Annotated in this window: 21 protein-coding genes; 16 read left to right on the forward strand and 5 right to left on the reverse strand. The window is 66.9% G+C overall.

Annotated elements, in window-relative coordinates; all coding sequences use genetic code 11:
* Positions 1-29 precede the first annotated feature (29 nt).
* The 8 genes from bamA to KPB06_RS14225 all read left to right on the forward strand — a co-directional run bounded on the left by bamA (position 30) and on the right by KPB06_RS14225 (position 8043).
* Positions 30-2339, forward strand: a complete 2310-nt coding sequence (bamA, locus tag KPB06_RS14190) for an outer membrane protein assembly factor BamA (RefSeq protein WP_059573701.1) — start codon at positions 30-32, stop codon at positions 2337-2339.
* 64 nt (positions 2340-2403) lie between these two features.
* Complete coding sequence (locus tag KPB06_RS14195) at positions 2404-2901, forward strand: OmpH/Skp family outer membrane protein (RefSeq protein WP_048248617.1); 498 nt, start codon at positions 2404-2406, stop codon at positions 2899-2901.
* A 16-nt stretch (positions 2902-2917) separates the two neighbouring features.
* Positions 2918-3997 carry a UDP-3-O-(3-hydroxymyristoyl)glucosamine N-acyltransferase gene (gene lpxD, locus KPB06_RS14200; protein ID WP_059573702.1) on the forward strand — a complete coding sequence of 360 codons (1080 nt, stop codon included), beginning with the start codon at positions 2918-2920 and terminating at the stop codon, positions 3995-3997.
* Positions 3998-4126: 129 nt separating this feature from the next.
* Positions 4127-4594 carry a 3-hydroxyacyl-ACP dehydratase FabZ gene (fabZ, locus tag KPB06_RS14205; protein ID WP_006402657.1) on the forward strand — a complete coding sequence of 156 codons (468 nt, stop codon included), beginning with the start codon at positions 4127-4129 and terminating at the stop codon, positions 4592-4594.
* Between the two features lie 67 nt (positions 4595-4661).
* Positions 4662-5450, forward strand: a complete 789-nt coding sequence (gene lpxA / locus KPB06_RS14210) for an acyl-ACP--UDP-N-acetylglucosamine O-acyltransferase (protein WP_059573703.1) — start codon at positions 4662-4664, stop codon at positions 5448-5450.
* Positions 5451-5453: 3 nt separating this feature from the next.
* Positions 5454-6623 (forward strand): lipid-A-disaccharide synthase, encoded by a 1170-nt coding sequence (gene lpxB, locus KPB06_RS14215; RefSeq protein WP_059573704.1) that lies wholly within the window; start codon positions 5454-5456, stop codon positions 6621-6623.
* A complete protein-coding gene (gene rnhB, locus KPB06_RS14220) occupies positions 6620-7264 on the forward strand; it encodes a ribonuclease HII (protein WP_059573705.1) in 645 nt (214 codons plus the stop codon). The genes lpxB and rnhB overlap by 4 nt, the downstream gene beginning before the upstream one ends.
* A complete protein-coding gene (locus KPB06_RS14225) occupies positions 7261-8043 on the forward strand; it encodes a TrmH family RNA methyltransferase (RefSeq protein WP_059573706.1) in 783 nt (260 codons plus the stop codon). Before rnhB ends, KPB06_RS14225 begins: the two co-directional genes overlap by 4 nt.
* A 103-nt stretch (positions 8044-8146) precedes the next feature.
* Here KPB06_RS14225 and ppsR read toward each other — a convergent pair whose 3' ends face one another.
* Entirely contained in the window at positions 8147-8962 is an 816-nt protein-coding gene (ppsR, locus tag KPB06_RS14230) for a posphoenolpyruvate synthetase regulatory kinase/phosphorylase PpsR (protein WP_011549549.1), read from the reverse strand.
* 375 nt (positions 8963-9337) lie between these two features.
* Between ppsR and ppsA the strand changes: the two genes are divergently transcribed.
* The 3 genes from ppsA to KPB06_RS14245 all read left to right on the forward strand — a co-directional run bounded on the left by ppsA (position 9338) and on the right by KPB06_RS14245 (position 13350).
* Positions 9338-11737 (forward strand): phosphoenolpyruvate synthase, encoded by a 2400-nt coding sequence (gene ppsA / locus KPB06_RS14235; RefSeq protein WP_059573707.1) that lies wholly within the window; start codon positions 9338-9340, stop codon positions 11735-11737.
* A gap of 209 nt (positions 11738-11946) precedes the next feature.
* Positions 11947-12381 (forward strand): NfeD family protein, encoded by a 435-nt coding sequence (locus KPB06_RS14240; RefSeq protein WP_059573708.1) that lies wholly within the window; start codon positions 11947-11949, stop codon positions 12379-12381.
* A gap of 33 nt (positions 12382-12414) precedes the next feature.
* The gene (locus tag KPB06_RS14245) at positions 12415-13350 is read left to right on the forward strand and encodes an SPFH domain-containing protein (RefSeq protein ID WP_059573709.1); all 936 of its coding nucleotides are present in this window, start codon (positions 12415-12417) and stop codon (positions 13348-13350) included.
* A gap of 152 nt (positions 13351-13502) precedes the next feature.
* Here the strand turns inward: KPB06_RS14245 and smpB are convergent, their stop codons facing one another.
* Positions 13503-13949, reverse strand: a complete 447-nt coding sequence (gene smpB, locus KPB06_RS14250; RefSeq protein WP_006478511.1) for an SsrA-binding protein SmpB — start codon at positions 13947-13949, stop codon at positions 13503-13505.
* Positions 13950-14048: 99 nt separating this feature from the next.
* Here smpB and KPB06_RS14255 point away from each other — a divergent pair, with 99 nt between their 5' ends.
* Entirely contained in the window at positions 14049-14486 is a 438-nt protein-coding gene (locus KPB06_RS14255; RefSeq protein ID WP_006483809.1) for a type II toxin-antitoxin system RatA family toxin, read from the forward strand.
* 4 nt (positions 14487-14490) lie between these two features.
* Positions 14491-14814, forward strand: coding sequence for an RnfH family protein (locus KPB06_RS14260; RefSeq protein WP_050012887.1), 324 nt, complete (start codon positions 14491-14493; stop codon positions 14812-14814).
* A 42-nt stretch (positions 14815-14856) separates the two neighbouring features.
* Here KPB06_RS14260 and KPB06_RS14265 read toward each other — a convergent pair whose 3' ends face one another.
* The 3 genes from KPB06_RS14265 to KPB06_RS14275 form a co-directional block, all read right to left on the reverse strand.
* A complete protein-coding gene (locus tag KPB06_RS14265; RefSeq protein WP_059573710.1) occupies positions 14857-15822 on the reverse strand; it encodes a DMT family transporter in 966 nt (321 codons plus the stop codon).
* Positions 15823-15943: 121 nt separating this feature from the next.
* Complete coding sequence (locus KPB06_RS14270) at positions 15944-16630, reverse strand: Vgb family protein (protein ID WP_059573731.1); 687 nt, start codon at positions 16628-16630, stop codon at positions 15944-15946.
* Between the two features lie 31 nt (positions 16631-16661).
* The gene (locus KPB06_RS14275; RefSeq protein WP_089464908.1) at positions 16662-17882 is read right to left on the reverse strand and encodes a helix-turn-helix domain-containing protein; all 1221 of its coding nucleotides are present in this window, start codon (positions 17880-17882) and stop codon (positions 16662-16664) included.
* 113 nt (positions 17883-17995) lie between these two features.
* Here KPB06_RS14275 and KPB06_RS14280 point away from each other — a divergent pair, with 113 nt between their 5' ends.
* From KPB06_RS14280 to guaB, 3 genes are all read left to right on the forward strand, one after another.
* A complete protein-coding gene (locus KPB06_RS14280; protein ID WP_059573712.1) occupies positions 17996-18760 on the forward strand; it encodes a DUF899 domain-containing protein in 765 nt (254 codons plus the stop codon).
* Between the two features lie 28 nt (positions 18761-18788).
* Positions 18789-19598 (forward strand): DUF2182 domain-containing protein, encoded by an 810-nt coding sequence (locus tag KPB06_RS14285; RefSeq protein ID WP_089464907.1) that lies wholly within the window; start codon positions 18789-18791, stop codon positions 19596-19598.
* A 282-nt stretch (positions 19599-19880) separates the two neighbouring features.
* A complete protein-coding gene (gene guaB, locus KPB06_RS14290; RefSeq protein ID WP_275906115.1) occupies positions 19881-21341 on the forward strand; it encodes an IMP dehydrogenase in 1461 nt (486 codons plus the stop codon).

A 21341-nucleotide genomic window follows, 5' to 3' on the forward strand; every position in this document is an offset into this window, starting at 1 on the left:
GATTTGATGCAGCTAAATATTGGGGATGCATGTTGTTCAAACCTCATCGCTTTGTACCTAAGACAGTTGCAGCGGCCGCGCTCGCCGCGCACGGCCTCGCGGCGCATGCAGCGGCACCGTTCGTGGTGCAAGACATCAAGATCGAGGGGCTGCAGCGCGTCGAAGCGGGTTCGGTGTTCGCCTATCTGCCGATCAAGCAGGGCGATACCTTCACGGACGACAAGGCATCCGAAGCAATCCGCGCGTTGTACGCGACGGGCTTTTTCAACGACGTGCGCGTCGCCACGCAGGGCAACGTCGTGATCGTGCAGGTGCAGGAGCGGCCGGCCATCGCGTCGATCGACTTCACCGGCACGAAGGAATTCGACAAGGACAACCTGACGAAGGCGCTGCGTGCGGTCGGCCTCGCCGACGGCCGCTACTACGACAAGGCGCTCGTCGACAAGGCGGAGCAGGAGCTCAAGCGCCAGTACCTGACGCGCGGCTTCTATGCGGCCGAAGTCAAGACGACGATCACGCCGGTCGACGCGAACCGCGTGTCGATCCTGTTCGCGGTGGCCGAAGGCCCGAGCGCGAAGATCCGCCAGATCAACTTCATCGGCAACAAGGCGTTCAGCACGAGCACGCTGCGCGACGAGATGCAGCTGTCGACGCCGAACTGGTTCTCCTGGTACACGAAGAACGACCTGTACTCGAAGGAAAAGCTCACGGGCGACCTCGAGGCCGTGCGCTCGTACTACCTGAACCGCGGTTACCTCGAGTTCAACATCGAGTCGACCCAGGTATCGATCTCGCCGGACAAGAAGGACATGTACCTGACGGTCACGCTGCACGAAGGCGAGCCGTACACGGTGTCGGGCATCAAGCTGTCGGGCAACCTGCTCGATCGCGAGGCCGAACTCAACAAGCTGATCAAGATCAAGCCGGGCGACCGCTTCTCGGCTGAAAAGCTGCAGCAGACCACCAAGTCGATCGTCGACAAGCTCGGCGAATACGGCTACGCATTCGCGACCGTCAACGCGCAGCCGGACATCGACCAGGCGAACCACAAGGTGAACCTGAACCTCGTCGTCGATCCGAGCCGCCGCGTGTACGTGCGCCGCATCAACGTGGTCGGCAACACGCGTACGCGCGACGAAGTGGTGCGCCGCGAAATGCGCCAGCTCGAAAGCTCGTGGTTCGACTCGAACCGCCTCGCGCTGTCGAAGGACCGCGTGAACCGCCTCGGCTACTTCACCAACGTCGACGTGACGACGGTGCCGGTCGAAGGCACGAACGATCAGGTCGACGTGAACGTGAAGGTCGACGAAAAACCGACCGGCGCGATCACGCTGGGCGCCGGCTTCTCGTCGACGGACAAGGTCGTGCTGTCGGCCGGCGTGTCGCAGGACAACGTGTTCGGTTCGGGCACGAGCCTGTCGGTGAACGTCAACACCGCGAAGAGCTACCGCACGCTGACCGTCACGCAGGTCGATCCGTACTTCACGGTCGACGGCATCAAGCGGATCACCGACGTGTACTACCGCACGTACCAGCCGCTCTACTATTCGACGAGCTCGAGCTTCCGGATCATCAGCGCGGGCGGCAACCTGAAGTTCGGCATTCCGTTCTCGGAAGTCGACACCGTCTACTTCGGCGCGGGCTTCGAACAGAACCGCCTCGACGTCGATTCGAACACGCCGCAGAGCTACCAGGATTACGTGAACGAGTTCGGCCGCGTGTCGAACACGGTGCCGCTGACGGTGGCATGGTCGCGCGACGCGCGTGACAGCGCGCTGATTCCGAGCCGCGGCTACTTCACGCAGGCGAACATGGAGTACGGCGTGCCGGTCGGCAAGATCCAGTACTACAAGGCCGACCTGCAGGCGCAGTACTACTATTCGTTCTCGCGCGGCTTCATCCTGGGCCTGAACCTGCAAGGCGGCTACGGTAACGGTATCGGCAACCCGTACCCGATCTTCAAGAACTACTACGCGGGCGGTATCGGCTCCGTGCGGGGCTACGAGCCGAGCTCGCTGGGCCCGCGCGACACGAAGACGAACGATCCGATCGGCGGTTCGAAGATGCTGGTCGGCAACATCGAGCTGACGTTCCCGCTGCCGGGCACCGGCTACGACCGTACGCTGCGCGTGTTCACGTTCCTCGACGGCGGTAACGTGTGGGGCAATGCGCCGGGCGGCACGAGTACGGGCGCCAACGGCCTGCGCTACGGCTATGGTGTGGGTCTCGCGTGGATCTCGCCGATCGGCCCGCTGAAGCTGAGCCTCGGCTTCCCGCTGCAGAAGCACGAAGGCGACCAGTACCAGAAATTCCAGTTCCAGATCGGGACGGCGTTCTGACCGAACGCATGACAACAGCAACGAGAGGGTAATTTTGCTAACCGGTAAGTTTTCGAAACGAGTGATGTGCGCGCTGACCGTTGCGCTGGCCCTGGGCGCGGCAACGGTGCACGCACAGGACGTCGCCCGCATCGCGGCGGTCAATTCGGATCGGATCCTGCGCGAGTCGGCGCCCGCGAAGGCGGCGCAGACGAAGCTCGAAGCCGAGTTCGCGAAGCGTGACAAGGATCTGCAGGACCTGGCGGCCCGTCTGAAGTCGATGTCCGATTCGCTCGACAAGAACGGCACGTCGCTGTCGGCGGCCGATCGCGCGCAGAAGCAGCGCGATCTCGCGCAGCTCGACACCGACTTCCAGCGCAAGCAGCGCGAGTTCCGCGAAGACCTGAACCAGCGGCGCAACGAAGAGCTGGCGGCCGTGCTGGAAAGGGCGAACAAGGTCATCAAGCAGATCGCCGAACAGCAGAATTACGACCTGATCGTGCAGGAAGCCGTGTACGTCAGCCCGCGCATCGACATCACCGACAAGGTGCTCAAGGCGCTCGCGTCCGGCTCGACGAACTGAACGGAGCAGACGACGAATGGCATTGACGCTTGAGGCACTCGTAAAGCGGTTCGGCGGCGAGATCGCCGGCGACGCACAGTGCACGGTCGGCGGCCTCGCGCCGCTCGACCAGGCAGGCCCTCAGCAGCTCGCGTTCCTCGCGAACCCGAAGTACCTGTCGCAGGTCGAAACGACCCGCGCCGGCGCGGTGCTGATCGCGCCGAAGGATCTGGAAAAGCTGGGCGCGGCCGCGAAGGGTCGCAACTTCATCGTGACGCCGAATCCGTACGCGTACTTCGCGCGCGTCGCGCAGATGTTCATCGATCTCGCCACGCCGCCGCGCGCGGCCGGCGTGCATCCGAGCGCGACGATCGATCCGGCCGCGAAGGTCGCCGCGACCGCGGTGATCGGCCCGCACGTGACGGTCGAGGCCGGCGCGGTGATCGAAGACGGCGTGCAGCTCGACGCGAACGTATTCGTCGGCCGCGGCACGACGATCGGCGCCGGCTCGCACTTCTATCCGAACGCATCGGTGTACCACGGCTGCAAGATCGGCCCGCGCGCGATCGTCCATGCGGGTGCCGTGATCGGCTCCGACGGCTTCGGCTTCGCGCCGGATTTCGTCGGCGACGGCGACGCGCGCACCGGCAGCTGGGTCAAGATTCCGCAGGTCGGCGGCGTGACGATCGGCCCGGACGTCGAAATCGGCGCGAACACGACGATCGACCGCGGTGCGATGGCGGATACCGTCATCGAGGAATGCGTGAAGATCGACAACCAGGTCCAGATCGGCCACAACTGCCGGATCGGCGCGTACACGGTGATCGCCGGCAGCGCCGGCATCGCGGGCAGCACGACGATCGGCCGCCATTGCATGATCGGCGGCGCGGCCGGGATCGCCGGCCACGTGACGCTCGGCGACTATGTCATCATCACCGCGAAGTCGGGCGTATCGAAGTCGCTGCCGAAGGCCGGCATCTATACCAGCGCGTTCCCGGCCGTCGACCACGGCGAGTGGAACAAGAGCGCCGCGCTCGTGCGCAACCTCGACAAGCTGCGCGAGCGCATCAAGGCGCTCGAAGCCGCGCTCGCCGCCCAGGGCGGCACCCACGTCTGAGCGCATCATGCGAGACCATGAACCGGGCACGGCCAGCGCAACCGGCCCGGTTCGTCAGACTGGGCCGCGCGGCGGCCCGCTTCAGCCTTTGCATCACCACCGCGCAGCCTCTGCGTGAGACGAACCATCATGAGCACTGAAAAAATCAATCTCGACATCCACAAGATCCTCACGCTGCTGCCGCATCGCTACCCGATTCTGCTCGTCGACCGCGTGCTCGAACTCGAACCGCACAAAGGGATCAAAGCGCTGAAGAACGTGTCGATCAACGAGCCGTTCTTCCAGGGGCATTTCCCGAAGCGGCCGGTGATGCCGGGCGTGCTGATCCTCGAGGCGCTCGCGCAGGCCGCGGCGCTGCTGACGTTCTCGGAAGAGCAGCCGAAGGATCCGGAGAACACGCTGTATTACTTCGTCGGGATCGACGGCGCGCGCTTCAAGCGCGTGGTCGAACCGGGCGACCAGCTGATCCTGAACGTGACGTTCGAGCGCTACATCCGCGGCATCTGGAAGTTCAAGGCGGTGGCGGAGGTGGACGGCAAGGTCGCGGCGGAAGCCGAGCTGATGTGCACGGTCAAGACGGCCGACGCGGCGCCCTGAGCGACGCGGCACGCATGGGCAACATAACGCGAGCAACGCGACACATGATATCGAGAGGCAACGGCGCATGACCAGGATTCATCCTACCGCGATCGTCGAGCCGGGCGCGCAGATCGACGAATCGGTCGAGATCGGCCCGTACGCGATCGTCGGCCCGCACGTCACGATCGGCGCGCGCACGACGATCGGCTCGCACAGCGTGATCGAAGGCCATACGACGCTCGGCGAGGACAACCGCATCGGCCATTACGCGTCGGTCGGCGGGCGTCCGCAGGACATGAAGTACAAGGACGAGCCGACGAAGCTCGTGATCGGCAACCGCAACACGATCCGCGAATTCACGACGATCCACACGGGCACCGTGCAGGACGTCGGCGTGACGACGCTCGGCGACGACAACTGGATCATGGCCTACGTGCACATCGGCCACGACTGCCGCGTCGGCAACAACGTGATCCTGTCGAGCAACGCGCAGATGGCCGGCCACGTCGAGATCGGCGACTTTGCGATCATCGGCGGCATGTCGGGCGTGCACCAGTTCGTGCGCATCGGCGCGCATTCGATGCTGGGCGGCGCGTCGGCGCTCGTGCAGGACATCCCGCCGTTCGTGATCGCGGCGGGCAACAAGGCCGAGCCGCACGGGATCAACGTCGAAGGGCTGCGCCGGCGCGGCTTCTCGGCCGACGCGATCTCGGCGCTGCGCAGCGCGTACCGCGTGCTGTACAAGAACAGCCTGTCGCTCGAGGAAGCGAAGGTGCAACTGCGCGAGCTCGCGGAAGCGGGCGGCGACGGCGATGCACCGGTGAAGGCGCTCGTCGAGTTCATCGACGCGTCGCAACGCGGCATCATCCGCTAAGCGATGCCGCTTCCGACCAACCAGCTCCGGCTCGCGATGGTGGCCGGCGAACCGTCGGGCGACCTGCTCGCGGCCTCGCTGCTCGGCGGCCTGCGCGAGCGGCTGCCCGAATCGGCCCAGTATTACGGGATCGGCGGGCCGCGCATGATCGCGCAGGGCTTCGACTCGCACTGGCAGATGGACAAGCTGACCGTGCGCGGCTATGTCGAGGCGCTGGGCCAGATTCCCGAGATCCTGCGGATTCGGGGCGAACTGAAGCGCCAACTGCTCGCCGAGCGGCCGGACGCGTTCATCGGCGTCGACGCGCCCGATTTCAACTTCAACGTCGAACAGGCCGCGCGCGACGCGGGCATCCCGTCGATCCACTTCGTGTGTCCGTCGATCTGGGCGTGGCGCGGCGGCCGGATCAAGAAGATCGCGAAATCCGTCGACCACATGCTGTGCCTGTTCCCGTTCGAACCGGCGATCCTCGACAAGGCCGGCGTCGCATCGACCTACGTCGGTCATCCGCTCGCCGATGAAATCCCGCTCGAACCCGATACGCACGGCGCGCGCATTGCGCTCGGCCTGCCGGCCGACGGCCCCGTGATCGCGGTGCTGCCGGGCAGCCGGCGCTCGGAGATCGCGCTGATCGGCCCGACGTTCTTCGCGGCGATGGCGCTGATGCAGCAGCGCGAGCCCGGCGTGCGGTTCGTGATGCCGGCCGCGACGCCCGCGCTGCGCGAACTGCTGCAGCCGCTCGTCGACGCGCATCCGCAGCTCGCGTTGACGATCACCGACGGCCGTTCGCAGGTCGCGATGACGGCCGCCGACGCGATCCTCGTGAAGAGCGGCACCGTCACGCTGGAAGCCGCGCTGCTGAAAAAGCCGATGGTGATCTCGTACAAGGTGCCCTGGCTGACCGGGCAGATCATGCGCCGGCAGGGCTACCTGCCGTATGTCGGCCTGCCGAACATCCTGGCGGGGCGCTTCGTCGTGCCCGAGCTGCTGCAGCATTTCGCGACGCCCGAGGCGCTCGCCGATGCGACGCTCACGCAGCTGCGCGACGACGCGAACCGCCGCACGCTGACCGAAGTGTTCACTGAAATGCATCTTTCGCTGCGGCAGAACACGGCCGCGAAGGCGGCCGAGGCCGTCGTGCGCGTGCTCGAACAACGTAAGGGGCGCGCATGACCGCAGTCCGTGCGCCACGCCGCCGCGCGTCGGCCGACGTGCAGGGCGGTTTCGATTTCAGCCGCCCGGACGAGATCGTCTGCGGCGTCGACGAAGCCGGACGCGGCCCGCTCGCGGGGCCGGTGGTGGCCGCCGCGGTGATCCTCGATCCGGCTCGGCCGATCGACGGGCTCGACGATTCGAAAGCGCTGTCCGCGAAGAAGCGCGACATGCTGTACGAACTGATCGTCGCGCGTTCGCACGCGTATTGCGTCGCGTCGGCGAGTGTCGACGAGATCGATACGCTGAACATCCTGCACGCGACGATGCTCGCGATGAAGCGGGCCGTCGAAGGCCTGTCGGTGCTGCCGACGCTTGCGCAGATCGACGGCAACCGTTGCCCGACGCTGAGCGTGCGCGCCGAGGCGATCGTCAGCGGCGACGCGCTCGTGCCGAGCATCTCGGCCGCGTCGATCCTCGCGAAGGTCACGCGCGACCGCATGCTGGTCGACCTGCACGAACGCTTCCCGGTGTACGGCTTCAACGTACATGCAGGCTACGGCACCGCGAAACATCTTGCCGCACTGCGCGAGCACGGCCCGTGCGAAGCGCACCGGCGCTCGTTCGCGCCGGTTCGTGCGGCGCTCGATCTGATTCGATGAAAAGCATCACTTCCCGCGACAACCCGCTGTACAAGCGCCTGAAGGCGCTCGCGGGTTCGACGCCCCAGCAGCGCCGCAGCGGCCAGGCGCTGCTCGAAGGTTTCCATCTCGCGAGCGCGTACCTCGATACGGGCGCGACGCCGGAGTTGTGCGTCACGACCGAAGGTGCGCTCGGCCACGCGGAGGCGCAGGCGATCGTCGCGCGCATCGACGCGCAGCGGGTCGTCTCGCTGCCGGACGCGCTGTTCGGGCAGTTGTCGAACGTCGTCAACGGCGTCGGCTTCCTGCTGCTGGTCGACCGGCCGGCGCACCCGCTGCCCGCGCGCGTGACGCATACGTCGGTCGTGCTCGACGGCGTGCAGGATGCCGGCAACGTCGGCTCGATCCTGCGCAGCGCGGCGGCGGCCGGCGTGCGTCACGTGTTCTGCGCGCCGGGGACGGCCTATGCGTGGTCGTCGAAGGTGCTGCGCTCGGGCATGGGCGCGCATTTCCTGTTGTCGATCCATGAGGACGTCGAAGCCGCGACGCTTGCCGAACGCCTCGACGTACCGGTCGCGCTGACCGATTCGCACGGCGCGCGCGCGGTTTACGACTGCGATCTGTCGGGGCCCGTCGCATGGGTGTTCGGCAACGAAGGCGCCGGCGTGTCGGCATTCTGGCGCGACGCGGCCACGCATCGTGTGACGATTCCGCAGCCGGGCGGGATGGAGTCGCTGAACGTCGCGGCCGCCGCCGCGGTGTGCCTGTTCGAGCAGGTGCGGCAGCAGCGGCCCGCGTGACGCCGCACGCGCGCAATGAATTACCGTAAAACGAAACAAGGCCGCGTTCGACGCGGCCTTGTTGCTTTCGGCGGCGGCTGGACAGCCGCCCGCGCATCCGCGCTCAGTACGACTGCCGGTCGAGGCGGATTTCCTGCAGGATCGTCGTCGCGATTTCCTCGATCGACTTGTGCGTCGACGACAGCCACTTGATCCCCTCGCGGCGCATCATCGCCTCGGCCTCGTTGATCTCGTAGCGGCAGTTCTCGGGCGCCGCGTACTTGCTGCCGGGCCGGCGTTCGTTGCGGATCTCCGACAGGCGCTGCGGGTCGATCGACAGCCCGAACAGCTTCTCGCTGTACGGCGCCAGCGCCGACGGCAGCTTGCCGCGTTCGAAATCCTCCGGAATCAGCGGATAGTTGGCGGCCTTCACGCCGTACTGCATCGCGAGGTACAGGCTCGTCGGCGTCTTGCCGCTGCGCGACACGCCGACCAGGATCACGTCGGCCTCCGACAGGTTGCGGTTCGACTGGCCGTCGTCGTGCGCGAGCGAGAAGTTGATCGCCTCGATCCGCGTCTTGTATTCCTCGGTGTCCGCGTTCTGGTGGCCGCGGCCCATCGCGTGGCTCGACTTGAGCTCCAGTTCCTGCTCGAGCGGTTCGACGAAGCGCTGGAACATGTCGAGCACGAGCGCGTTCGAGCGTTTGACGATGTCGTTCGACTCGCTGTCCACGAGCGTCGTGAACACGATCGCGCGACGGCCGTCGTGCACGGCGGCCTCGTTGATTTTCTCAACGGTCGCGTAGGCCTTGTCGAGCGAGTCGACGAACGGCACGCGCACGAGGCGGAATTTCTGGTCGAACTGGGAGAGGATCGAGTGCGCGAAGGTTTCGGCAGTGATCCCGGTGCCGTCGGAGACGATGAATACGGTAGGCAGCATGAATCTGGACGTCGAGCGTGAAGGGCGGTTGCGCGGACCGCTGGAGGTTCGCCTCCACACGCAGTGACAAGGTCGCGCCACATCCGGCAGCCGGCACGGTAGAATAGCGGCAACCTGTTGGATAAGCAATTGCGGGGCGGGGCGCGAACGGCGGCCCGTAGCTGGGCCGCACGATTCCAGAATTCCCGGCAAGTCTGGCGATTTGTCTGCAAATATCGCCCTTCTGCCGGGATTTTTGCAAATCGGGTCGGAACATTTTCGCCGCTGCGAGTGCTTATCTAACAGGTTGCGCAAGACGCGCCGCGCCTTTTTGCAAGCGCCCGCGTTCGAGCCCACTTGCGCGATCGAGCATTTTTTTCACACTTAGGGGCTTGTATGACTAACGCAGCAAACGTCGCAAAGGACCAGGCGTATGTAATTCCGTTCGAGCAGTTGCGGATGACCGATGTGGAAATCGTGGGCGGCAAGAATGCGTCGCTCGGCGAGATGATCAGCCAGCTTTCCGAAGCAGGCGTTCGCGTACCCACCGGTTTCGCCACGACCGCGCTCGCATTCCGCGATTTCCTCAAGCACAACGACCTCACCGATCGCATCGCCAAGCGTCTCGAGTCGCTCGACATCGACGACGTGAAGGCGCTCGCCGAAGCCGGTGCCGAAATCCGCAAGTGGATCGTCGACGCGCCGCTGCAGCCGCGCCTCGAGCAGGAAATCCGCGCGCAGTTCGAAGTGCTGAAGAACGGCTCGCCGAGCGAGCTGTCGTTCGCCGTGCGCTCGTCGGCGACCGCGGAAGACCTGCCCGACGCATCGTTCGCGGGCCAGCAGGAGTCGTATCTGAACGTCGTCGGCATCGACGACGTGCTCGACCGCATGAAGCACGTGTTCGCGTCGCTGTATAACGACCGCGCGATCTCGTACCGCGTGCACAAGGGCTTCACGCACGCCGAAGTCGCGCTGTCGGCCGGCGTGCAGCGCATGGTCCGCTCGGACGTCGGCGCCGCCGGCGTGATGTTCACGATCGATACCGAATCGGGCTTCAAGGACGCCGTGTTCATCACGTCGAGCTACGGCCTGGGCGAAACCGTCGTGCAGGGCGCGGTGAACCCGGACGAGTTCTACGTGTTCAAGACGACGCTCGCGCAGGACAAGTATCCGATCATCCGCCGCTCGATCGGCTCGAAGCTGATCAAGATGGAATTCACGCAGCCGGGCGAGCCGGGCCGCGTGAAGACGGTCGACGTGCCGCACGAGCAGCGCAACCGCTACTCGATCACCGACGAAGACGTGATCGAGCTCGCGAAGTACGCGGTCATCATCGAGAAGCACTACCAGCGTCCGATGGACATCGAGTGGGGCAAGGACGGCCGCGACGGCAAGATCTTCATCCTGCAGGCACGCCCGGAAACGGTGAAGAGCCAGGCATCCGGCAAGGCCGAGCAGCGCTTCAAGCTGAAGGGTCAGTCGCAGGTGCTCGCGACGGGCCGTGCGATCGGCCAGAAGATCGGTGCGGGCCCCGTGCGCGTGATCCAGGATCCGTCGGAAATGGAACGCGTGCAGCCGGGCGACGTGCTGGTGGCCGACATGACCGACCCGAACTGGGAGCCGGTGATGAAGCGCGCGGCGGCGATCGTCACGAACCGCGGCGGCCGCACCTGCCACGCGGCGATCATCGCGCGTGAGCTCGGCGTGCCGGCGGTGGTCGGCTGCGGCGATGCGACCGACATCCTGAAGGACGGCGCGCTCGTCACCGTGTCGTGCGCGGAAGGCGACGAAGGCAAGATCTACGACGGTCTGCTCGAGACGGAAGTCACGGAAGTGCAGCGCGGCGAACTGCCGGAAATCCCGGTCAAGATCATGATGAACGTCGGCAATCCGCAGCTCGCGTTCGACTTCTCGCAACTGCCGAACGGTGGTGTTGGCCTCGCGCGTCTCGAGTTCATCATCAACAACAACATCGGCGTGCACCCGAAGGCGATTCTCGAGTACCCGAACATCGACCAGGATCTGAAGAAGGCGGTCGAGAGCGTCGCGCGCGGCCACGCGTCGCCGCGTCAGTTCTACGTCGACAAGCTGACGGAAGGCGTCGCGACGATCGCGGCGGCGTTCTATCCGAAGCCCGTGATCGTGCGTCTGTCCGACTTCAAGTCGAACGAGTACAAGAAGCTGATCGGCGGTTCGCGCTACGAGCCGGACGAGGAAAACCCGATGCTGGGCTTCCGCGGCGCGTCGCGCTACATCGCCGACGACTTCGCGCAGGCGTTCGAGATGGAATGCCGTGCACTGAAGCGCGTGCGTGACGAGATGGGCCTGACCAACGTCGAGATCATGGTGCCGTTCGTGCGGACCGTGAAGCAGGCGGAGCGCGTCGTCGGCCTGCTCGAGAAGTTCGGCCTGAAGCGCGGCGAAAACGGCCTGCGCCTCGTGATGATGTGCGAAGTCCCGACCAACGCGATCCTCGCCGAAGAGTTCCTGGAACACTTCGACGGTTTCTCGATCGGCTCGAACGACCTCACGCAGCTCACGCTCGGCCTCGACCGCGATTCGGGCATGGAACTGCTCGCAGTCGACTTCGACGAACGCGACCCGGCCGTCAAGTTCCTGCTGAAGCGTGCGATCGATACCTGCCGCAAGATGGGCAAGTACGTCGGTATCTGCGGCCAGGGCCCGTCCGATCACCCGGATTTCGCGCAATGGCTGACCGACGAAGGCATCGCGTCGATCTCGCTGAACCCGGACACGATCATCGATACGTGGCAGGCGCTCGCCAACCGGAAGTAACGATCCGTCATGCAACTTCGGCGAAAGGGCGGTCCACCGCGCTTTCGTTGAAGGCAAAATGCAAGGTTCATGCTATAAACACCCCGGTAAGCACCGGGGTGTTTTTTTTCGTCGGTACGCGCCGGCCGCCCCTGGCGCGCCGACCGCTTCGTACAGTTGCAAGCGCGGCGAATATAGTGAGCATCGGGGGCGTTTTTCTGGAGACCACAATGATGTCGGGGCATCTGTTCTGGTGGGTCGGGGTAGGCGTGCTGGTCGTCGCCGAGTTGCTGACGGGTACGTTCTATCTGTTGATGATCGCACTCGGCTTTCTCGCGGGCGGCTTGCTGCAACTGGCCGGCTTCGCGCCGCACGTGCAGTTCGGCGCGGCGGCCGCGGTGGCGATCGTCGCGATGGTCGTGCTGCGCCGGTCGGGGCTCGGCCGCAAGCAGAAGCGCGACACGTCGGCGAATCCCGACGTCAATCTCGATATCGGCTCGACCGTCACGGTCGACGCGTGGCGTGACGGCCGCGCGCGCGTGCAGTATCGCGGCGCCGACTGGGACGTCGAGCTCGCGCACGGCGAGCGCGACGATGCGCACGTGTACCAGGTGAGCGCCGTGCGCGGCAATTGTCTCGTGGTCGTGGCGAAACCCGCGGGCTGATCGTCCGCCAATACAACAAGGAGGGAATATTTCATGGATTCGCTGATCATCTGGGTTGTCCTGCTCGTCATCGCGATCGTGATCGTGTCGAAGACGGTGAAGATCGTGCCGCAGCAGCATGCATGGGTGCTCGAGCGGTTCGGGCGCTATCACGCGACGCTGTCGCCCGGCCTCAATATCGTGCTGCCGTTCGTCGATCGGATCGCGTACCGGCACGTGCTGAAGGAAATTCCGCTCGACGTGCCCAGCCAGGTCTGTATCACGCGCGACAACACGCAGTTGCAGGTGGACGGCGTGCTGTACTTCCAGGTGACCGATCCGATGAAGGCGTCGTACGGGTCGAGCAACTTCGTGCTGGCGATCACGCAGCTCGCGCAAACCACGCTGCGCTCGGTGGTCGGCAAGCTCGAACTCGACAAGACGTTCGAGGAACGCGATTTCATCAACCACAACATCGTGTCGGCGCTCGATCAGGCCGCGGCGAACTGGGGCGTGAAGGTGCTGCGCTACGAGATCAAGGACCTGACGCCGCCGAAGGAAATCCTGCATGCGATGCAGGCGCAGATCACCGCCGAGCGCGAAAAGCGCGCGCTGATCGCCGCCTCCGAAGGCCGCAAGCAGGAACAGATCAACCTCGCGTCGGGTGCGCGCGAAGCAGCGATCCAGAAGTCCGAAGGCGAGCGGCAGGCCGCGATCAACCAGGCGCAGGGCGAAGCCGCCGCGATTCTGGCGGTGGCCGAGGCGAACGCGCAGGCGATCCAGAAGATCGCGAGCGCGATCCAGTCGCAAGGCGGGATGGATGCCGTGAACCTGAAGGTCGCCGAGCAGTATGTCGGCGCGTTCGCGAATCTCGCGAAGCAGGGCAACACGCTGATCGTGCCGTCGAACCTGTCGGATCTCGGCACCGCGATCTCGTCGGCGCTGACGATCGTCAAGAGCGCGGGCGCGGCGTCGGGCGCGAAGGGCTGAGCCGACATCGACGCGCGCGCGGCTGCCGCGTGCGCGTCGTCGTGCGGCGAATCGTCGCGCAGCCGCGCGACCGGCCGGTGCGATTCACCAGGTCCAAAGCAACACGGCCCGCTTCGAGCGGGCCGTGTCGTGTGCGATGAATGCGGTGGGCGTCAGGTGCCGGCGCGCATGATGCGCGCCTTCTCGCGTTCCCAGTCGCGCTTCTTTTCGGTTTCGCGCTTGTCGTGCAGCTTCTTGCCTTTCGCGAGTGCGATGTCGCACTTCACGCGGCCGCCCTTGTAGTGGAAGTTCAGCGGCACGAGCGTGTAGCCGCGCTGCTCGACCTTGCCGATCAGTTTCTTGATTTCCTCGCGGTGCAGCAGCAGCTTGCGCGTGCGAACCGGGTCGGGCTTGATGTGCGTCGAAGCCTCGGGCAGCGGACTGATATGGGTCCCGATCAGAAAGATCTCGGCGTTCTTCACCACGACGTAGCCTTCCTTGATCTGGCCGCGTCCGGCGCGCAGCGCCTTGACTTCCCAGCCCTCCAGCACGAGCCCCGCTTCGTAGCGTTCCTCGATGTGATAATCGAAGTGCGCTTTCCTGTTGTCGATGATGCTCATGAAAGGATTGGGCCAACTCGTTTAAAATCACGATTTTAGCAAAGCGGGGCGGCAATTGCCCGGCTTGGCGTTTCCACTTTCAGCGATGCCGCGCGATTTATGGCAGATGTCCAGAAAACCGTATTGATTCGCCATTCGGCGGAACAGATGTTCGACCTCGTCACCGACGTGGCCGACTACCCCAATTTCCTGCCCTGGTGCGGCGGTGTCGAGATTCGCCGTCAGGACGAGAGCGGAATGGAAGCGCGCATCGACATCAACTTCAAGGGCATCAAGCAGCATTTCGCGACGCGCAACACGCAGCAGCGCCCGACCCGCATCGACATGGAGTTCGCGGACGGGCCGTTCAAGAAGTTCACGGGTTCGTGGCGCTTCATTCCGCTGCGCGCCGATGCGTGCAAGATCGAATTCGCGCTGCACTACGAATTTTCGAGCATCCTGCTCGAAAAGATCATCGGGCCGGTGTTCAGCCACATCGCGAACACGTTCGTCGATTCGTTCGTGAAGCGCGCGGACCAGCGGTACGGAAAGGGGTGACGCGATGCTGTCGATCGAAGTCTGCTACGCATTGCCGGACCGCCAGACGCTGATTCCGCTGTCGCTGCCCGAAGGGGCGACCGTGCGCTCGGCCATCGACGCGAGCGGCGTGCTCGCGCTGCACCCGGAGATCGATCTCGCGCACGCGAAGACGGGCGTCTACGGCAAGCTCGCGCCGCTCGATGCGCCGCTCGTCGATCACGACCGCGTCGAGATCTATCGTCCGCTGATCGTCGATCCGAAGCTCGCACGCCAGCGGCGTGTCGACAAATCGCGCCGCGACGGCTCGATCGAGGGCCGCAAGTGGATGCACAAGGACGCGCGCTGACGCGCTTTTCGTTCCGATTGATCTGATCAAGCGCCGCGGCGCTCAGTGGGCCGCGGCGTTTGCGTTTGCGGGCGCGCCGCCCGGCGTGTCGCCGTGCCGTCGCACCGAGCCGTATACGCCCGCGAGCAGCAGCACGAGCGCGGCGATCTCGAGTGCGCGCGGCATCCGCTGGTCGTACACGAACGCATACAGCATCGCGAACACGGTTTCGAACACGATCAACTGGCCCGACAGCGTGAGCGGCAGCCGCTTCGACGCGGCATTCCACAGTCCGTTACCGAGCCACGACGCACCGATCGCAAGCACGAGGTTCAGCAGCCAGAACAATTGCCAGCGCGAGGCGGGGACGGCCGCCTGTACCGTCCCGGCGGGCAGCGCGAGGATCGCCAGCCAGCAGAGCCCGCCGATCAGGCCCGTCACGACACCCCACAGCACCGACCATTCGTTGCCGCCGAAGCGGTGATGGCGCTGCAGGTAGCGTGTGTTTGCCACCGCATACCAGGTCCAGCTCGCGAGCGCGCCCGCCGCGCAGGCGATACCCGCAAGCTTCTGGGCGAGCGTCGTCGCGTGCGCGGCTTCGGACGTAAACAGATCGACGTTGATGCACACGATGCCCGCGATCACAAGCGCGAGCGGGGCGGCGAGCCGCCGCAGCGGCATTGCGCCGTGGTCGCCGAGGCCCGCGAGCGTGACGGTCACCGGCAGCACGCCGACGATCAGCGAACTGGGCGCGATGCCGATCAGGTGCACGGCGCCGGACAGCAGCATGTAGTACGCGACGTTGCCGATGACGGCGAGCCTCACCAGTGCGACGAGATCCGCGCGGGTCAGCCGATCGAGCAGCGAGCGGGCGGCCGGCAGCGCGGCCGCGAGCGACACGAGGCCGTACATCGTGTAGCGGCCGGCGCTCAGCAGCAGCGGCGAGAAATCGGTCAGCAGCCGCGGAACCAGAAACACCATGCCCCACAGGGCGCCTGCCAGGACACCGTACACCACGCCGCGCTGCATCGACCGCTCCGAACGAATGACTGAGGTGCGCGCATCTTAGCGATGCCGGCGCGGCGGCGTCTTGTTCATTCCTGCACTCGCGGCCGGGTGCGGCCGTCACGCGGCTTCGGCGGGCGGCGAATCATTCGTCCGCCGAATCGGGGGTTGGCCGCGTGCCGTCGCCGGCAGCATCCGTGCGCGTCGGGCGGCGCACGGCACGCAGCTTGCCGCTGTTGCCGCCGCCGCAGTAGAAGCGGTCGCGGCCATCGGATTCGAGGCCCGACACGCCGACGCCGGGCGGCATGTCGACCTGCTCGAGCACTTCGCCCGTGCGCGGATCGATGCGCCGCAGGTCGCTGCGGTCGGCTTCCCACGTGCCGTGCCACAGCTCGCCGTCGACCCACGTCACGCCGGTGACGAAGCGGTTCGACTCGATCGTGCGCAGCACGGCGCCCGATTGCGGATCCACCTGATGAATCTTGCGCTCGCGGTACTGGCCGACCCACAGCGTGCCTTCCGCCCACGCGAGCCCCGAATCGGCGCCGCCGCCGGGCGCCGGAATCGTCGCGAGCACGCGGCCCGATTCGGGGTCGATCTTCTCGATGCGGTCCTCGACGATCTGGAACAGGTGGCGGCCGTCGAACGCCGTGCCCGCGTGCGCGGCGACGTCGAGCGAGCGGACGATCGTGCCGCGCTCGGGGTCGAGCGCATTCAGCTTGTCGCCGGACGCGTACCACACGTGCCGCCCGTCGAACGTGACGCCGTGCACGCCGTCGACGCCCGGAAACGGGCCGTACTCGTGAAGGATGTCTGCGGTGGAGCGCTTCATGTTCGTCACCTCGTCGTTCGATGAGGCCATCCTAATCGCCCGGCAGCGCAAGCGGGAGTAACAAGGTCGTCGCGAATCCGGGCAGCGGCGGCGTGAGCCAGCGGCGCGCGCGTCCGCGGCCGAGTGCCTGCACCTTGCCGGTTTGCGCGAGCGCATCGAGCGCGCGCTGCACGGTGCGCTGGCTCGCGCCGAGCGCGAGCGCCAGCGCGGAGCTCGACCACGCTTCGCCGTCGGCGAGGAGCGCGAGTACGGCCGCATGGCGATCGTCGACCGGCCGCGCGAGGACGACGGTTTCGCGCACGCCGAGCGGTTCGAGCGCGAAGCCGCGCGGCGTCGCGACGACGTTCGCGAGCGGGCGCAGCACCGCGCGCAGCCGGCCGATCTCGACACGCAGCCGCGCGCGGTGCGATTCGTCGGCCTGTTTCGCGCGGAACGCGGCGGCGACGAGCGCATTTCTCGACACGTCGGCTGGCCAGGCCTCGCCAAGTGCACGGACGAGCACGAACAACACCGGGCGTCGCGCGAGCGACACGGTCGTGCGCGCATCGCGCACCGTGTGGCGGCACGCGTCGACGACGAGCGCATTCGACTCGAACAGCGTCTCGACTTCGTCGAGCGGCACGAGCCGCGACGTGCCGCGCGCGATGAGCCGCGCGGCCGGTGCGTCGAGCACGCGCGCCGCGGTGTCGACCTCGGCCGCCAGCGCGGCGATGCCGGCGGCGCGGGCGGCTGTCCGTGCGCGGTCGAGCGCCGCGCGGGCCGCGTGCGTGCGGATGCGGCGCATCGCGATGCCGGCCGCGATCAATTCATGGGCGGCGCGCGACGCGGGCGGCAGCGGCGCGGGGTCGAGATGCGCGAGCAGCCGCTCGGCCTCGTCGAGATGGCCGATCAGCAGCAAGCGGCGGACGCCGAGATAGCGGCCATGCGCGGCGTTCGCGCGGTCGCCATGCGCGTCGAGCGTCGCGCAGGCCGCGTCGAGCGCGCGCGTCGGCCAGCGCAGGTCGCGCGACGCGAGCGCGATTTCCGCTTCCGCGACGACGCAGCGCGCCCGTGCGACCGCTTCCTTCGCGCCGAATGCGCGTGCGGCGCCGCGCACGAGCGACCGTGCACGTTCGAAATCGCCGAGCTGCGCCAGCGCGATCCCGCGCAGCGCGAGTGCCGGCGCATCGTCGCGCAGCGCGACGCGGTTCAGCGCGCCGAGCGCGTCACCGGCCGCGAGCGCGTGCGCGGCCGCCGTGATCAGCGAATCCATTCGAATCCCGACACACTTGTCACTCCCTTCGGTCCGATGCCCGCCACTAATCTAGCACCACGCACACGGCCCGTACGCCGTGCCCGGACACCCATCGGAAGGAGGACCCCACCATGACGACCCATCTCACCGGCACCCGCGACGAATGGCTGGCCGCGCGCCGCGCGCTGCTCGACGCGGAAAAGGCGCTGACGCGGCACAGCGACGAACTCGCGCGGCAGCGCCAGGCGCTGCCGTGGGTGCGCGTCGACAAGACCTACCGGTTCGACACCGAAGCAGGGCAGGCGACGCTCGACGACCTGTTTGGCGGCCGTTCGCAACTGCTCGTCTATCACTTCATGTTCGGCCCCGACTACAAGGCGGGCTGCCCGTCGTGCTCCGCGCTCGCCGACGGCTTCGACGGCTTTGCCGTGCATCTGGCGCATCACGACGTGACGCTCGCGGCCGTGTCGCGCGCGCCGCTCGCGAAACTGCTCGCGTACCGGCAGCGGATGGGGTGGACGTTCCCGTGGGCGTCGTCGGTCGGCAGCGATTTCAACTTCGATTTCAACGTGTCGTTCACCGAAGCGCAGCAGCGCGCGGGCGACGTCGAATACAACTATGCGAAGGCCGGCCATGCGATGGACATGGATCCGCCGCCGGCGCCCGTCGTGCAGTTCGCGGCCACGTGCGGCACCGATCCGGTCACGTATGCGCTCGATCGGCCGGGAATGAGCGCGTTCGTGCGCGAGGACGGCGCCGTCTATCACACGTATTCGACCTACGCGCGCGGCCTCGACGGATTGTGGGGGATGTATCAGTGGCTCGATCGCGCGCCGCGCGGACGCAACGAGGCCGGCCCGTGGTGGCGCCGTCACGACGAATACGCGCGTGGCTGAGCGGGCCGGCCACGGGCGGGAGCGCGCGATGACGCGAACGGCAACCGGCGAGGCGGCCCCCGATCCGCGGGCATTCGGCGTGGCGGCCACCGCCGTGTTCGCGCTCGCCGCGATGGCGACGTTGGCGCAGCACGCGTCGATGGGTGCGATGGGCGGCGAACCGATGCCCGGCGGCTGGATGGCTTCGGCCGTATGGCTGCGGCCGTGCGGCCAGGGCGCCGGCCGCGCATTCGCGGCCTTCGCCGGAATGTGGGGCGCGATGACGGTGACGATGATGCTGCCGGTGCTCGCGCCGCAGCTCTGGCATTACCGGCGGCGCATCGGCCCACGGGCGGCGGCGCGGTCGGCCTGGCTCGTCGTCGTCGCGGGGGCGGGATATTTCTCGGTCTGGATGGTGCTCGGGGCGCTCGTGTTGCCGGCCGGCGCTGCGCTGACGGCGGCCGCTGCCCGTCTGCCGGCGCTCGCCGGGGCGATGCCGTTCGTGGCCGGCGCCGTCGTGCTGGCCGCGGGCGCGTTGCAATTTTCCGGGTGGAAGGCGCGGCGGCTCGCGTGCTGCCGGCACCCGACGGCGCACGACGTGCATCGGCCACGGGCAGCAGCCGTCACGGCATGGCGGTACGGCGTGCACGCCGCGATCCGATGCGGCGCGTGTTGCGGGAATCTGATGGCGGTCGCGCTGGTGGCCGGCATGATGGACCTGCGCGTGATGGCCGCCGTGACGGTCGCGATCGCCGCCGAACGCGTTGCGCCTGCCGGCTGGCGCGTCGCGTGGATCGTCGGTTGCGGGACGGTGGCGGGCGGCATCGCGATGACCGCCCGTGCGGCCGGTCTGGCGTGAGGTCGGGCAGGCAAGCCGCTTCGGCGCGCGGGTCGCCGGGCCGTGCGCGGCCGCCGCCGTCGCGCCCGTGTCGCCTCGCCGCGACACGCGCACGTGCCGTCCGGCCGCCGGCGGCGCGAATGGCTCGACGCAGCGGTGAAACGAAAGTCGATCGAAAACGAACCGAACGGCGATCCGAACGATTCGGCCCCCGAACCGCCGAAACCGGCTAAGCCGTTGTTCGTGTTGTGAAAAATCACGGCGCTTCGCGTATAATTCGCTTTTGCGCCCATAGGATTTGCCATGCGTCTGATCCAAAAAGCACTCACTTTCGATGACGTGCTCCTCGTTCCCGCCTTCTCCGACGTTCTCCCGCGCGACACCAGCCTCAAGACCAAGCTGACCCGCAACATCTCCCTGAACATGCCGCTCGTGTCCGCCGCGATGGACACGGTCACCGAAGGTCGCCTCGCGATCGCGATGGCGCAGCAGGGGGGCGTCGGTATCGTCCACAAGAACCTCACGCCGGCCGAGCAGGCCCGCGAAGTCGCGAAGGTCAAGCGTTTCGAGTCGGGCGTCGTCCGCGACCCGATCACGGTGCCGCCGCAAATGAAGGTGCGCGACGTGATCGCGCTGTCGCGCCAGCATGGCATCTCGGGCTTCCCGGTCGTCGAAGGCCCGCAGCTCGTCGGCATCGTCACGAACCGCGACCTGCGTTTCGAAACGCGCCTCGACGAGCCGGTCAAGTCGATCATGACGTCGCGCGAGCGCCTCGTCACGGTCAAGGAAGGCACGCCGCTCGCCGAAGCGAAGGCGCTGATGCACAGCCACCGCCTCGAGCGCGTGCTGGTCGTCAACGACGCGTTCGAGCTGCGCGGCCTGATGACCGTCAAGGACATCACGAAGCAGACCGAGCACCCGGACGCGTGCAAGGACGAACACGGCAAGCTGCGCGCAGGCGCGGCGGTCGGCGTCGGCCCGGACAACGAAGAGCGTGTCGAACTGCTGGTGCAGGCCGGCGTCGACGTGATCGTCGTCGATACCGCGCACGGCCACAGCAAGGGCGTGCTCGAGCGCGTGCGCTGGGTCAAGCAGAACTTCCCGCACGTCGAGGTGATCGGCGGCAACATCGCGACGGCCGCCGCCGCGAAGGCGCTCGTCGAATACGGCGCGGACGCGGTCAAGGTCGGTATCGGCCCGGGCTCGATCTGCACGACGCGGATCGTCGCGGGCGTCGGCGTGCCGCAGATCAGCGCGATCGCGAACGTCGCGGAGGCGCTGAAGGGCACCGGCGTGCCGTGCATCGCCGACGGCGGCGTGCGCTTCTCGGGCGACGTGTCGAAGGCGCTCGCGGCCGGCGCGAACGCGGTGATGATGGGCAGCATGTTCGCGGGCACCGAAGAGGCGCCGGGCGACGTGTTCCTGTACCAGGGCCGCCAGTACAAGTCGTACCGCGGCATGGGTTCGGTCGGTGCGATGAAGGACGGCGCGGCTGACCGCTACTTCCAGGACAACTCGGCGAACATCGACAAGCTCGTGCCGGAAGGCATCGAAGGCCGCGTCGCGTACAAGGGTTCGGTCAACGCGATCCTGTTCCAGCTGGTCGGCGGCGTGCGCGCGAGCATGGGCTACTGCGGCTGCCGCACGATCGACGAGCTGCACGAGAAGGCGGAATTCGTCCAGATCACCGCGGCGGGCATGCGCGAGTCGCACGTGCACGACGTGCAGATCACGAAGGAAGCACCGAACTACCACGTGGACTGA

The sequence above is a fragment of the Burkholderia semiarida genome (genome assembly GCF_029268935.1).
GTDB lineage: Bacteria > Pseudomonadota > Gammaproteobacteria > Burkholderiales > Burkholderiaceae > Burkholderia > Burkholderia semiarida.

What these genes read in the sequence shown, in the direction of transcription:
- KPB06_RS14240 (WP_059573708.1), top strand. Translation starts at nt 11,947, where the DNA reads ATGATGTCGGGGCATCTGTTCTGGTGGGTCGGGGTAGGCGTGCTGGTC.
- KPB06_RS14275 (WP_089464908.1), bottom strand. Translation starts at nt 17,882, where the DNA reads ATGGATTCGCTGATCACGGCGGCCGCGCACGCGCTCGCGGCCGGTGAC.
- lpxB (WP_059573704.1), top strand. Translation starts at nt 5,454, where the DNA reads ATGCCGCTTCCGACCAACCAGCTCCGGCTCGCGATGGTGGCCGGCGAA.
- KPB06_RS14225 (WP_059573706.1), top strand. Translation starts at nt 7,261, where the DNA reads ATGAAAAGCATCACTTCCCGCGACAACCCGCTGTACAAGCGCCTGAAG.
- smpB (WP_006478511.1), bottom strand. Translation starts at nt 13,949, where the DNA reads ATGAGCATCATCGACAACAGGAAAGCGCACTTCGATTATCACATCGAG.
- fabZ (WP_006402657.1), top strand. Translation starts at nt 4,127, where the DNA reads ATGAGCACTGAAAAAATCAATCTCGACATCCACAAGATCCTCACGCTG.
- KPB06_RS14265 (WP_059573710.1), bottom strand. Translation starts at nt 15,822, where the DNA reads ATGCAGCGCGGCGTGGTGTACGGTGTCCTGGCAGGCGCCCTGTGGGGC.
- KPB06_RS14280 (WP_059573712.1), top strand. Translation starts at nt 17,996, where the DNA reads ATGACGACCCATCTCACCGGCACCCGCGACGAATGGCTGGCCGCGCGC.
- KPB06_RS14255 (WP_006483809.1), top strand. Translation starts at nt 14,049, where the DNA reads ATGGCAGATGTCCAGAAAACCGTATTGATTCGCCATTCGGCGGAACAG.
- ppsA (WP_059573707.1), top strand. Translation starts at nt 9,338, where the DNA reads ATGACTAACGCAGCAAACGTCGCAAAGGACCAGGCGTATGTAATTCCG.
- guaB (WP_275906115.1), top strand. Translation starts at nt 19,881, where the DNA reads ATGCGTCTGATCCAAAAAGCACTCACTTTCGATGACGTGCTCCTCGTT.
- KPB06_RS14285 (WP_089464907.1), top strand. Translation starts at nt 18,789, where the DNA reads ATGACGCGAACGGCAACCGGCGAGGCGGCCCCCGATCCGCGGGCATTC.
- KPB06_RS14270 (WP_059573731.1), bottom strand. Translation starts at nt 16,630, where the DNA reads ATGAAGCGCTCCACCGCAGACATCCTTCACGAGTACGGCCCGTTTCCG.
- KPB06_RS14245 (WP_059573709.1), top strand. Translation starts at nt 12,415, where the DNA reads ATGGATTCGCTGATCATCTGGGTTGTCCTGCTCGTCATCGCGATCGTG.
- bamA (WP_059573701.1), top strand. Translation starts at nt 30, where the DNA reads ATGTTGTTCAAACCTCATCGCTTTGTACCTAAGACAGTTGCAGCGGCC.
- KPB06_RS14195 (WP_048248617.1), top strand. Translation starts at nt 2,404, where the DNA reads ATGTGCGCGCTGACCGTTGCGCTGGCCCTGGGCGCGGCAACGGTGCAC.
- rnhB (WP_059573705.1), top strand. Translation starts at nt 6,620, where the DNA reads ATGACCGCAGTCCGTGCGCCACGCCGCCGCGCGTCGGCCGACGTGCAG.
- KPB06_RS14260 (WP_050012887.1), top strand. Translation starts at nt 14,491, where the DNA reads ATGCTGTCGATCGAAGTCTGCTACGCATTGCCGGACCGCCAGACGCTG.
- lpxA (WP_059573703.1), top strand. Translation starts at nt 4,662, where the DNA reads ATGACCAGGATTCATCCTACCGCGATCGTCGAGCCGGGCGCGCAGATC.
- lpxD (WP_059573702.1), top strand. Translation starts at nt 2,918, where the DNA reads ATGGCATTGACGCTTGAGGCACTCGTAAAGCGGTTCGGCGGCGAGATC.
- ppsR (WP_011549549.1), bottom strand. Translation starts at nt 8,962, where the DNA reads ATGCTGCCTACCGTATTCATCGTCTCCGACGGCACCGGGATCACTGCC.